The organism is Flagellimonas ulvae (genome assembly GCF_049333175.1).
Lineage (GTDB): Bacteria > Bacteroidota > Bacteroidia > Flavobacteriales > Flavobacteriaceae > Flagellimonas.
In genome coordinates this window covers 3,877,582-3,890,526 of sequence record NZ_CP186325.1, presented here as the reverse complement: position 1 = coordinate 3,890,526, position 12,945 = coordinate 3,877,582, and the positions used below count along the sequence as shown (strand labels likewise).

Below are 12,945 nucleotides of genomic sequence, written 5' to 3'. Positions count from 1 at the left end.
ATTTATTTGTTTAAAACTTCGTTATAGGAAACTGCTTTATCATCGCTATCAATTTCCTCGTTTATTTCTTTTTCCTCTTTACTTTTTTCAACTGTAGTATTGTCTGTGCCTTCGGGTGGTTCATTATCGCCAGTTAGCATACCTCCAAAACTTTGAAAACCAATACCCATCAATCCTGTGATAATAAAAGTAATACCCAACCCTCTTAACGGTGGTGGCACATTGGAATATCTGATTTTTTCTCGGATAGCTGCAATGGCCAAAATGGCTAAAAACCAACCTATTCCAGAACTAATTCCGTAATTAAGTGCCAAGCCCAAACTAGGTATTTCTCTGGCTTGCATGAACAAGGAACCTCCCAGGATAGCACAGTTAACCGCTATCAATGGCAAGAAAATACCCAAAGAATTGTAAAGGGCCGGAGAAAACTTCTCTACTACAATCTCCACCAATTGCACCATGGTTGCAATCGTTGCAATAAACATAATAAATGAAAGGAAACTCAAATTATAATCTGCATACTCAGGTCCTAACCAAGCCAAAGCACCATCTTGTAAAAGATATTGGTCTAAAAGCCAGTTAAGAGGAACAGTTACGGCCAATACGAAGATTACCGCAGCTCCCAATCCTACGGCCGTTGATACTTTTTTGGATACGGCCAAATAGGAACACATTCCCAAAAAGACCGCAAAAACCATATTGTCTATGAAGATGGACTTGAAAAATAACTCTAAATGCTCTAACATGCTTCCTTACTTTATGCTTCTTCAATTAATGCCTTGTTTCTGGAACGTTGTACCCAGATGATAATTCCAACCACAATTAATGCTGCTGGAGGAATAATCATAAATCCATTGTTCTCATAACCGATGGAATACAATCCCGTTTTGGCAATGGGGTCTCCTAAAACCGGAATACCGAACAAAGTTCCTGAACCTAATAATTCTCTAAAAAATCCAATGATTACCAAAATTACACCGTAACCAAGAGCATTACCGATACCATCTAAAAATGATCTCCATACCCCATTACCAAGGGCAAACGCTTCAAAGCGTCCCATGATAATACAATTTGTAATAATCAATCCGACAAATACAGATAGTGTTTTGCTCAATTCGTAGGCAAAAGCCTTTAAAACCTGGTCCACTACAATCACTAGAGTAGCAACCACTATTAGCTGTGCAATAATCCTAATCTTAGAAGGGATTACATTTCTGAGCAAGGAAATAACGATATTTCCAATTCCCATCACGAAGATTACAGAAATAGCCATTACTAAAGAAGCCTTTAGTTCGGCCGTAATCGCCAAAGCAGAACATATTCCCAATACTTGAATAGTAATTGGATTGTTATCTGCTAGAGGGTCTAGTATAAGATTTGCATCTTTTTTTGAGAGTAATGCCATTTCTAATTGTTTCTAATTGTTTCCAAATAAGGTCTGTAAGCTTTCAGGGTTTCTTTAATCATTGCCGAAACACCATTCCCTGTTATCGTTGCCCCTGCTATGGCATCTACCTCATTATCTTCTTTATCGTTGTTAACAGGATCATTGTTGGTTTTTGACACCTCGATTCCAGAATAGCTTTTTCCTTCCATCAGAGACTCGCCAATGAAGTCGTCCATAAAAAACCTAAGTTTAATATTAGCACCTAGTCCTGCTGTTTCACCCTTATGATCAAAATACACTCCTTGTACTACCATATCTTTATTTACGGACATAAACCCCCAAATAGCATCCCATAGTCCTTTGCCGTACATGGGCAACACATAGAGTTCTTCCCCCTCCTTTTCCCCAACAAATATGGGAAGACGGGCATCACCACCTTCTTTTAAAGCTGCTAGCTGTTTCTTCACATCAATAAGAAATGCTTGGTCATCCTCTTGAATTTCTCCATTTACCCAAACATATTGATGCTTTACTTTTTCAGTGAATCTTTGCTCTACTACATCCGTGGGTATGAAATTAACACCACTATCTGGGGTATTTTCATTGATTCCCATGGCGTACAATATGTTCTGTTGTCTTTCAAAACGTTCATTTTCCTTAATCTTTCCGCTAAGGCTAGATGCAAGAAAGGCCAATAGCGAGCCTACAACAGCTACCATAATCACCGCAAACAATACGGTATAACTATTTTTATCTGTATTCAATGCCATGATTAAACGGTTTCGGTTTTAAGTTCTTCAACTTCGCCTGATACTTTTGGCAGTATTGTGGCATTCTTCAGTCGCTTCATTCTTCTTTTCACATTTCCTCTAACCACATAATGGTCTATAGTTGGTGCGAATACATTCAATAAGAGAATTGCTAAGAAAACACCTTCTGGATATCCTGGATTGAAAACCCGAATCATTACGGACATGAAACCAATCAAGAATCCATAAATCCATTTTCCTTTATTCGTTTGGGAACCAGTTACAGGGTCTGTTGCCATATATACAATTCCAAATGCCAATCCACCGACTAAAAGGTGTTGCCAGAATTCAAAACTCATTAACCCATAAAACTTGCTATATTCCGGTATCCATCCTGCTTGCACAACGCCATTGAAAATCAACCCCATGGCTAGAGAGCCCAAAACTGCGCTCAACATAATTCGCCATGAAGCAATCTTGGAGAAAATAAGGAACAAACCTCCAAGAAGAATCAAAAAAGTAGACGTTTCACCTACCGAGCCCGGAATGAAACCGAAGAACATATCTGAAAGGGAATATGAAAAATCAGAATTTCCTTGTGCCAAATACCCTAAAATGGTTTCTCCTGAAATGGCATCAGCCGTGCCTGCACGATCAACAGCACCATGCACCCATACCTTGTCTCCACTCATCCATGTGGGATAAGCAAAGAATAAGAAAGCACGAATGGTTAAAGCGGGGTTTAGGATATTCATTCCTGTACCGCCAAATACTTCTTTACCAATTACAACGCCAAAAGCCACTGCAATTGCCAACATCCAAAGTGGAGTATCAACTGGAACAATTAATGGAACGAGCATTCCCGTGACCAAGTACCCTTCTTCCACTTCGTGGCCTTTGATTACCGCGAATACAAATTCAATAGCCAATCCTACACCGTATGAAACGATTACCAATGGCAAGATGGTAATTGCTCCCAACCAAAAGTTATCCCATGTAATGAAGTGCTCCATTACCGAGAAATTCTCCGGAAAACCATTAATGGCTGAATAATGTTGATAACCTGCATTGAACATACCGAAAAGTAAACAAGGCACCAAGGCCAAGATTACCGTATTCATAGTCCTCTTTAGGTCATCTACCGCACGAACATGTCCTCCCGAATGGGTGGTTTCATTTGGTGAATACAAAAAGGTGTGTAAAGCATTGAATGCAGGGGCCATCTTTTTCCCCTGATACTTGAGCTTGGTTTGATGTAATGTTTCTTTCAATCCCATGTTTTATCCAATTTCTTGATGTAATAAATCCAATCCTTCCCTAATTATTTGTTGGTGTGGCTGTTTAGAAGTACAAATGAATTCTGTTAACGAGAAATCTTCAGGAGCTACTTCATAAAGACCCAAAAGCTCCATTTCATCCAAATCCTTTACCATGCATGCCTTCAACAATTGTAAAGGATATATATCCAAAGGAAATACTTCCTCATAACGACCTGTTACCACAAAAGCACGGTGTTCACCATTTGTATTGGTATCCAAATCGTACTTTTTATTAGGCTGCATCCAAGAGAATGTAAGTGCCCGGGTAGAAGATATTTTATTGAATACGGGTTTGTTCCATCCAAAGAATTCGTAATCATCTCCTTCGGGTATGGCAGTTACCGTATTGTTGTAGAATCCAAGATATCCTTCAGGATGTGTTTTGCTACCCGTCAATACATCTCCATTTATTAATCTGAACTTCTCATGGTTTACTCCACTGGCATACAAAAAAGTGGAAATCTCAGCTCCAATTTTTGTAGTATAGTATTTTGGTGATTTCACCACAGAGCCTGCTAAAGCTATTGTTCTTTCTGCATTGAACTTTCCTGTAAGCAAAAGTTCACCAATAATGACCAAGTCTTGAGGAGAAAGAGTCCAAACTACCTCTCCCTTATTAACAGGATCTATTTTATTGATTTGGGTTCCTACCAAACCAGACGGATGAGGACCGCTTACTTTGTGCAAAGTAATGCCTTCTATGTTGGCAAAAGGTGAATTACTTGACTTACCCACCGAAACGTGAATTTTTCCAGGAGTTAGCTTTCCCAACGCCGTAATGGCGGCCTGCAACTCTACTTCCTTGCCCTGCAGTGCAAAATCGGCATCAGCGGCCAAAGGAGCTGTAGCATAAGCTGATATAAAAATAGCTTTGGGATTAGACTCAGGGTTCGCTATAATGTCGTAAGGTCTTTGCTTTATAAAAGGCCACGCCCCAGATTTCAACAAGAAATCGCGCACTGCCCCGCCATCTACCGCATTTAAATCCAATATTTGATTTTCTGTGTATTCTTGATTTTTATCTGCAAGAATCTTTAGGGTAAGAATCCTTCTTCGCGCTCCTCTTACAATTTCCACCAACTCTCCACTTACTGGAGAAACAAAAAGCATGTTTTCATTGGATTTGTTGTAAAAAAGTGGCTCTCCTGCTTTGATTTCGGCCCCCTGCTTCACCAGCATTTTTGGGGTAATACCATGAAAATCATCTAAGTTGAGAGCATACACGTTACTTGAAACGGCTTTGGAAAGAGTCTTTTCAGCTGCCCCGACAAGGTTGATGTTCAACCCTTTTTTAATCCGGATGTCTCTAGACATATGTTGTAGACCTTTTATTAAAAAATTGAACGCAAATTTAGTATTAAAAGCATTGTTTTCATAATAAATATCCAGAAAAATGGGATTACAACGAGCTAAATTCAATAGGCATACTTTTTGTTTACCTTTACCCAAAAATGAAGCGATAAATGGGTAATAGGCTTAAACAGATTGCATTGTTTTTTCTGGTATGTTCAGTTTCGGCTCAGGTTCAAGAAGAAGTTAATCCCCCATCAAACATAAAAACTATTATTTTCAAGGGTCCTACGGAGGATCAATTTCCCGTAGTCAAGCTAGGGGAACGCATAACCTTGGAGTTTGATGACTTGACTGCAAACGAGCAGGATTACTATTATAAAATTATCCATTGTGACTATGATTGGACACCATCTCAATTACTTAAATCACAGTATCTGGCGGGAATGGACAACCAACGCATTATAGATTACGAAAACAGCTATACGACCCTTCAGCCCTATTCCAATTACAGACTTACTATCCCGAATGAAAATATTAGACTTCGGGTAACTGGGAATTACGTATTGGAGATTTATAATATGGGTGGAGATTTGCAATTTTCAAGGAGGTTTGTAGTCTATAAGGATTTAGTTCAAGTTGGCGGAGTAGTGCGTCGTTCTAGGGATTTTAATTTTTTGAACGAAAAACAGGTAGTCCAATTTTCAATCAATACCGCAGGCTTTCCTGTGGTGAATCCAAAAAAGGAAATCAAGGTCGCCATTATTCAAAATCATTTTTGGCCAACCGCGCTATATAACATAGCTCCTCAATTTACCTTGGGCCAGGAATTGATATATCGATATGATAAAGAAACAAGCTTTTTTGGGGGTAATGAGTTTTTGAATTTTGACACGAAAGATTTAAGGACCACTAATTTTGCCATATCACGGATTGAATTAACGGATTTATACCACCACTATCTTTTTGAAAATATATTCAGGAACGATCAGGAGTATACTTTTTTCCCTGACATCAATGGTGATTTTGTGGTGCGAACTCTTCAAGGCGATGATGTATCTAGAGAAGCGGAATACACCAAGGTTCATTTTAGCCTCCCCTATACCAATGAAATTGGTTTGGACAATGTGTACGTCATTGGAAAATTCAACAACTACACCATTGAGGACGAAAATAAAATGATATTCAATGAGGAGGAAGGGAGAATGGAACTTGAGTTACCCATAAAACAGGGCTTTTATAATTACAAATATGTTATTGAACGCGAAGATGGCAGTATTGACCTTAACACCGTAAGCGGAAATTTTCACTTTACCGAAAACAACTATCTTGTTTTAGTATACTATCGTGATTTTGGAGAATTTTTCGACAGCATTATAGGCATAGGTTCAGTCAATTCAAGAAATATTACCAATTAAACTATCTTAGCCTTAAACATTGCAGCGCAGTGGATAACAAACCAAGCTTAATCAAAAAAGGGCGCTTTGAGCTAAAGTACCGCGGCGTGGAATGTCTTAATTGTGGACATGAATTGGATGTCAGCGATAAATTCTGCCCAAACTGTTCGCAAATGAACAGTACAAAAAAGGTAACCTTAAAGGACTTTTTCGACGAGTTTTTCTCCAGTTTAGTGAACTATGATTCCAAGTTGCTCAAAACACTTTCTGTACTTTTAATCAGACCAGGAACTATCACTAAGGACTACATTAAAGGCAAACGGATTTCTTACACCAATCCTTTTCGCTTTCTTTTGAGCTTGGCTTTTCTGTACTTTTTGATGTTTACCTACAATTCTACGTTTTCTGACTTTGACAGGCAGTTTAGCGGTTTTGATGAGAAAATAATAAATCAGGTACGGCCACTTTCCTATGCACTTGACTCAACTAACGTTTTTAATGACTCCATAGTCCTGAACGAAAATGCACAAGAGGCTTTGGAACAATTGGATTCGTTGGATAAGAACGAACTCAAAATAACTGAGACTTTACAAGGTTTGGATTCGATTACAAACTTCGACCCAAAGAAATTCAAGGAAAACAATGACTCCTTAATTTTATCCGATCCTGCCAAGTATTTCAAATCCCTTCAAAAGGAAAATTCCACGATGGGCAGAACCATGAAGAAAATGGATTTTTTCACTGTTGTTATTCGAAAAGATTCTATTTATTCTTTCAATGACGCTATTGCAAAATATCAAATCGAAAATAGACGAAGCAATCGAATGCCCTTTAATGCAGCAGCCAGTTTGCTTCGGGTAATTCAGGCTCCAGGTAGCTTTATCAACGCTACTATTGGAAAGCTACCTTTTGTGATATTTTTCTTCCTTCCCATCTTCACGGCATTCATTTGGTTGGTGTACATCAGAAAAAAATATACCTACACCGATCATCTCATTTTTAGCTTCCACAACCAATCCTTATTATTTATCTTGCTCATCCTTAGCCTAATAATAGATACCATTTTTGGTACCGCAAGTGCAGGTTGGTTTTTGTTGATTTTTGGAATTTACCTGTACAAAGCCATGCGAAAATTTTATGGGCAAGGAAGATTTAAAACGATTGTTAAATACATCTTTCTGAATACGATTTTTGTCTTTTTGGCATTTTTCACAGCAATTTTGTTGTTTGCAGGAAGCGCTTTTGTTTATTGACCAAGCCTATGTTTACCCAAATTACCAAAGGAATAAAGGTCTCCGTAAAGACTAATTTTGAGGGAACTTTTTTCAAAAATTACAAAGTACACTATGCATTCGGTTATACGGTAACCATTGAAAACCAGAGCAAATATCCCGTGCAGCTTTTAGCGCGACACTGGGATATTTTTGACACCCTAAAAGAAATGGAAACTGTGGATGGCGAAGGTGTAATTGGCAGAAAACCGGTTATACAGCCTGGCAAATCGCACACCTACAGTTCGGGTTGTCTACTTGCCTCTCCCATTGGGGCCATGATGGGCTATTATCATATGGTGAATTTGGGTAATTCTGAAGATTTCGAAGTAGAGATTCCACTTTTCAAGTTTGCTGCACCTTTTGCCATAAACTAGTTCTTTTTCGTTTTAGAATCGCTTTTGCTTTTAGTACATTTGGTGACATTTTTAAAATTAAAATTTCACCACCATGGGAAAAGGTTTCTTTCAAGTTCCAACTGCATTTAATGAACCCGTAAAAAGCTACGCTCCTGGTACTCCAGAGCGTAAAAGCGTGCTTCAACAATACAAGGATTACTATAATTCCAAGGTAGAAGTCCCACTATACATTGGTTCTAAAGAAATTAAAACTGGGAACACAAAACCCATATCACCTCCCCATGAACATCAACATGAGGTAGGACATTACCATATTGCTGAGAAAAAACACATTGAGGAAGCCATTGCCAATGGGTTGGAGTCACGAGAAAAATGGGCCAATTTAAAATGGGAACAGCGCGCTGCTATTTTCCTTAAAGCAGCAGAGTTGATTGCCGGACCATATCGCGCAAAAATCAATACCGCTACAATGATGGCACAATCCAAAACCATTCATCAAGCTGAGATTGATGCTGCCTGTGAGCTCATTGATTTTTTAAGGTTCAATGTAGAATACATGTCTCAAATATATGCGGAACAACCAGACTCGTCAGATGGTATTTGGAACCGTGTGGAATATCGCCCACTGGAAGGATTCGTTTATGCTATTACCCCCTTCAACTTTACGGCCATTTCTGGAAATCTACCTGCAAGTGCCGCAATGATGGGCAATGTGGTTCTGTGGAAGCCCAGTGACAGCCAAGTGTATTCTGCAAAGGTCATCATGGATGTATTCCAAGAAGCTGGTTTGCCCGGAGGAGTAATCAATATGGTGATGGGTGACCCTGTGATGATTACCGAAACTGTACTTTCCAGTCCTGATTTTTCTGGTTTACATTTTACAGGCTCAACCTTTGTGTTTAAAGAACTATGGAAACAAATTGGAACCAACATTCATACCTATAAAACTTACCCGAGAATTGTTGGAGAAACTGGGGGAAAGGATTTTATAGTTGCACACCCTACAGCTAAACCTCAACAAGTGGCCACAGCCATAACACGAGGTGGATTTGAGTTCCAAGGTCAAAAATGTAGTGCCGCATCAAGAGTTTATTTACCAAAATCTACTGCTGATGAGATTCTGGCATCGGTAAAAAAAGATATCGCGTCTTTTAACAAACCAGGCTCTCCAGAAGACATGTCCAATTTTATAACTGCCGTAATCCATGAAGGTTCTTTTGACAAGTTGGCCAAGTACATTGACCAAGCTAAAGCAGATGCAAATGCAGAAATCATTGCTGGTGGTAATTATGACAAATCAGTTGGATATTTTATAGACCCAACCGTAATATTGACGACTGACCCAAAATATACTACGATGGAAACCGAACTGTTCGGACCTGTGGTCACTGTTTATGTCTATGAAGACGATAAGTGGGAAGAAACCCTTCAATTGGTGGACTCCACTTCGGAATATGCTTTAACCGGTGCAGTGATGAGCCAAGACCGCTATGCCATTGAACAAGCCACACACATTTTACAGAATGCCGCAGGTAACTTTTACATCAATGACAAACCGACCGGCGCTGTGGTAGGTCAGCAACCTTTTGGAGGTGCAAGGGCGTCAGGAACGAACGATAAGGCAGGTTCGGCGCAAAACCTTTTGCGCTGGGTATCTCCGAGGTTGATTAAAGAGACTTTTGTTACCCCTGAGGATTATAGATATCCTTTTTTGGGGTAAAACTTAATTGGAATGCGTGCTTTTTTCCTTATTCCTCCAGAGGTTCAATTATTGGATATAACGGGGCCTGCCCATTTGTTTTATGAAGCAAAGGAATATGGCGCCAATATTGAAACGCAATACTTGACGATGGATAATTCTGCAGAAGAGAAATCCAGTGCAGGTTTGGTTTTGGGACAATTAAAACCTTTTTCAGATTTTACCCTCACCAATCATGATTTGATTTTTATACCAGGATTGGAATCCCATCTTTTTTTTGCACCCGGTTTTACAGAAAGGTATGCTTCTTTTTTTGAATGGTTGAAAGAGCAATTTAAAAATGGAGCGAAAACCTGTTCTGTCTGTACGGGAGCTTATATTTTAGGGCATGCAGGGCTATTGAATGACAAGGAATGCACCACACACTGGAAGTATTTTGAAGATTTTCAAATGCGTTTTCCCAAAGCGAAGCTTTTACAAGACCGGTTACTGATAAGAGATGAAAATATCTACTCAAGCGCGGGAGTAGCATCCGGAATTGACCTTTCCCTGTTTATTTTGGAAGAATTGTTTGGTTCTGTGTTTGCCTCCAAAATCGCTAAGGAAGTAGTTATTTATTTAAGGCGTTCGCCAAGCGACCCACAATTAAGTGTGTTTTTACAATATCGCAATCATATTGAAACGCGAATCCATCAAGTTCAAGATATTCTAGCTCAAAACTTGGAAGATAGGTCAGCAATAGAGGATTTGGCTGAGAAAGTTCATATGAGTCCTAGAAATCTCACACGACTTTTCAAAAAAACAACAGGCACCACTATTGGGCACTATTTGGAAAAGCTACGGGTTGAAAAAGCCATACAATTGTTATCAAAAGGTGAAAAGGTAAGTGCTGTTTCAAACGCCTGTGGCTTGAAAAGTGCAAATCAGTTACGAACACTTCTTAAAAAACACATCGATTCCCTACCCTCGGAATTGGCCCTGTAACATGTCCTTATTCTGCGGTTGATTGTCCTTTACTATCAATCTTTTGGATTATATGTTTGTAGTTCAAAATCATCAAAAATGAACAGAATCATTCAAATATCCATTTTCTTCCTATCAACGCTTTCCATTATGTCCCAGAACAGTGTTGTCCCTGCCTCGAAATATATTTGCCCTCCATGCAACAATTCATGTGACCAAGCTGAATATGACAAACCCGGGGTATGCGAGCATTGTAATATGGTCTTGATTAAAAAAAGTGACTCAAAAACCATAGCATTTTACCTTCAGGATGGTGTGGAAGTACTTGATTTTGCTGGACCTATGGAAGTATTTGCCTATGCTGGATACAAAGTATTCACTGTCTCCGCCACCAAAACCCCCATCACCTCACAAGGTATCTTAAAAGTGGTTCCTGATTACAGTATTAAAGATGCACCTAAAGCAGACATTCTGGCTTTTTTTGGCGGCAATTCGAATGCGGCAGCCAATAACCCAAATGTAATACAGTGGGTTAAAAGCCAGAAGAATGTACAGTATCATTTTTCCGTTTGTACCGGGGCTTTCATTTTAGCGGAAGCGGGCATTTTGGACGGAAAAACCGCTACCACTTTTCATAATGCCTTAGATAACCTAGAAAGCTCATATCCCAATGTAGATGTCCGAAAAAATGTTCGATTTGTGGACAATGGCGAGGTTATAACAACGGCTGGCATCTCCGCCGGAATTGATGGGGCTTTACATCTTGTTGCCAAGCTTCAAGGTTTGAATGCTGCCAAAAGAACAGCATACTACATGGAGTATGACAACTGGAAACCTGGAGATGGTCTTATACTATCTGATGACAATCCATACCAAAATCAGATATCAATTTCCGATTTAGAGACCTATACTGGCTCATATGAATTTACCGGAAATAGTGAGATTGAAGTCACAGTGAATCCTCAAGATAGTACTCTTTATGCAATTTTTGACCAATTGGCTCATCCCCTATATCATGAAAATGGAGATATTTTTTCAGATGAGACCAACAGTCCCGTTTACTTTAAACGAAATGATTCTGGAGAAATCATTGGCTACTCCAGAAGTAAGGACGGGGAGATCTTTGAAAAGAGATAAATAATAAAAAAAGCTAGGCAACCATTGTTTTTATATAACATCTTAAAAGAAACCAAAAACAATGAATAAGCTTTTTTATTTTACCCTACTATTCGTTTCCCTGTGTTTTCTGGCGTGTTCCTCTGACGATTCCGAAGAGGGACTAATAAACCTTCGGGTAAACTATTTTACGCTGGACTGTGAGGGAGCTTTTCCGACCCAATGCTTGCAAGTTCAGGAAGGTGATCAGATTGGTGGGGATAGTTGGTTCAATTTCTTTGACCCCATTGAGAATTTTGACTTTGAGCCCGGTTTCATCTACGATTTACGGGTTGAGAGGACTAGAGTTGACAATCCTCCACCCGATGGCTCTTCGTTCAGGTATCAACTTATCCAGATTGTTTCCAGAACAGAGGTCAGTTGTGCATTTGAAGAACCAGCAACAGACCTGGAATGGCTTCGAATAGAAATTGAAAGAAGGGAATTGAATATCAATGAACAAACCAAATACTGCTACATTTCACAAGCAGAGTATGAAGGAGAACCTGTCTTCCTATATTATGACTGCAACCCAGTAATCAACAAAGTAATTCCAGTTTTTGATTGCTTGGGGGAATACATCGGTTTTTTGGGAGGTGATGGAATTGACCAAAATGAGTTGTCCAACCTTAAAATAATTTGGCAGCCTGATGATTTTGCTTGCTTTGTCACTCAAAATTAGACTTGTTCATCTTTTCATAGCGCTTTAGGAATATCCAATCATTGGAACTTTTTTATTGATTATCTTTAGAAGTTCCTGAAAATCAGGTAGCACTCAACCATTAATTCACTATCACTATGAAAAAAATTCTAATTCTATTCCTAGGAATGGTTTGTTTTTCCGCCATGGCTCAAGAAGACAAACTGGTACAGCAGACCATTAAAGGAATCTTGACCCAAAACCAAGGCCAAGTAATCCAGCTTGCTGAAGCTTTTTCCGAAGAACAATATGATTGGAGGCCTATGGAAGGAGTAAATTCTGTGGGAGAAGCCTTGTTGCATGTCGCAGGAGGGAATTACTTCCTAGCTTCAAAGTTAGGGTTTCCACCTCCTGAAGATGTAGACATGATGAACTTGGGTAAGATTACCGGAAAAGAAAACATCATTGCAGCCTTAAAGAAATCGAATGAGTTTGTTCTGGACAAAATCACCCAAGTGGAATCTTCCAAATTTGGTGATGAAGTAGATTTCGGTTTTGCAAAACTGAATACACTTTCCGGCCTCCTCGTTATTATGGAACATAATGGAGAGCACAAGGGGCAATTAATTGCCTATGCGCGTTCAAATGAAGTTACTCCTCCCTGGAGTCAACCACAATAAAATTGAAAAGCCCCAAAATTGGGGCTTTTTTTTAAT

Annotated in this window: 13 protein-coding genes; 8 read left to right on the top strand and 5 right to left on the bottom strand. The window is 39.2% G+C overall.

Features of this window, described 5'->3' with window-relative positions:
* Positions 1-2: 2 nt before the first annotated feature.
* The 5 genes from nqrE to ACOKFD_RS18185 are packed head-to-tail and all read right to left on the bottom strand — an operon-like array spanning position 3 to position 4,769.
* Entirely contained in the window at positions 3-746 is a 744-nt protein-coding gene (gene nqrE, locus ACOKFD_RS18205) for an NADH:ubiquinone reductase (Na(+)-transporting) subunit E (protein ID WP_299000248.1), read from the bottom strand.
* 11 nt (positions 747-757) lie between these two features.
* Positions 758-1,405: an NADH:ubiquinone reductase (Na(+)-transporting) subunit D gene (locus tag ACOKFD_RS18200; RefSeq protein WP_299000250.1), complete on the bottom strand. Its 648-nt coding sequence runs from the start codon at positions 1,403-1,405 to the stop codon at positions 758-760.
* A gap of 2 nt (positions 1,406-1,407) precedes the next feature.
* A complete protein-coding gene (locus ACOKFD_RS18195) occupies positions 1,408-2,157 on the bottom strand; it encodes a Na(+)-translocating NADH-quinone reductase subunit C (protein ID WP_422859211.1) in 750 nt (249 codons plus the stop codon).
* A gap of 2 nt (positions 2,158-2,159) precedes the next feature.
* Entirely contained in the window at positions 2,160-3,413 is a 1,254-nt protein-coding gene (locus ACOKFD_RS18190) for an NADH:ubiquinone reductase (Na(+)-transporting) subunit B (RefSeq protein ID WP_299000254.1), read from the bottom strand.
* Between the two features lie 3 nt (positions 3,414-3,416).
* A complete protein-coding gene (locus tag ACOKFD_RS18185) occupies positions 3,417-4,769 on the bottom strand; it encodes a Na(+)-translocating NADH-quinone reductase subunit A (protein WP_422859210.1) in 1,353 nt (450 codons plus the stop codon).
* A gap of 149 nt (positions 4,770-4,918) precedes the next feature.
* Here ACOKFD_RS18185 and ACOKFD_RS18180 point away from each other — a divergent pair, with 149 nt between their 5' ends.
* From ACOKFD_RS18180 to ACOKFD_RS18145, 8 genes are all read left to right on the top strand, one after another.
* Positions 4,919-6,163, top strand: coding sequence for a type IX secretion system plug protein domain-containing protein (locus ACOKFD_RS18180; protein WP_422859209.1), 1,245 nt, complete (start codon positions 4,919-4,921; stop codon positions 6,161-6,163).
* 152 nt (positions 6,164-6,315) lie between these two features.
* A complete protein-coding gene (locus ACOKFD_RS18175; RefSeq protein WP_422859208.1) occupies positions 6,316-7,395 on the top strand; it encodes a DUF3667 domain-containing protein in 1,080 nt (359 codons plus the stop codon).
* A gap of 8 nt (positions 7,396-7,403) precedes the next feature.
* Positions 7,404-7,790 carry a Co2+/Mg2+ efflux protein ApaG gene (gene apaG, locus ACOKFD_RS18170; RefSeq protein ID WP_422859207.1) on the top strand — a complete coding sequence of 129 codons (387 nt, stop codon included), beginning with the start codon at positions 7,404-7,406 and terminating at the stop codon, positions 7,788-7,790.
* A 73-nt stretch (positions 7,791-7,863) separates the two neighbouring features.
* Positions 7,864-9,492: an L-glutamate gamma-semialdehyde dehydrogenase gene (gene pruA / locus ACOKFD_RS18165; protein ID WP_422859206.1), complete on the top strand. Its 1,629-nt coding sequence runs from the start codon at positions 7,864-7,866 to the stop codon at positions 9,490-9,492.
* Positions 9,493-9,504: 12 nt separating this feature from the next.
* Positions 9,505-10,455: a GlxA family transcriptional regulator gene (locus tag ACOKFD_RS18160; protein ID WP_422859205.1), complete on the top strand. Its 951-nt coding sequence runs from the start codon at positions 9,505-9,507 to the stop codon at positions 10,453-10,455.
* Between the two features lie 78 nt (positions 10,456-10,533).
* Positions 10,534-11,571, top strand: a complete 1,038-nt coding sequence (locus ACOKFD_RS18155; RefSeq protein WP_422859204.1) for a DJ-1/PfpI family protein — start codon at positions 10,534-10,536, stop codon at positions 11,569-11,571.
* A 61-nt stretch (positions 11,572-11,632) separates the two neighbouring features.
* Positions 11,633-12,271, top strand: coding sequence for a DUF4377 domain-containing protein (locus ACOKFD_RS18150; protein WP_422859203.1), 639 nt, complete (start codon positions 11,633-11,635; stop codon positions 12,269-12,271).
* Positions 12,272-12,387: 116 nt separating this feature from the next.
* Positions 12,388-12,909 (top strand): DinB family protein, encoded by a 522-nt coding sequence (locus tag ACOKFD_RS18145; RefSeq protein WP_422859202.1) that lies wholly within the window; start codon positions 12,388-12,390, stop codon positions 12,907-12,909.
* Positions 12,910-12,945: the final 36 nt, after the last annotated feature.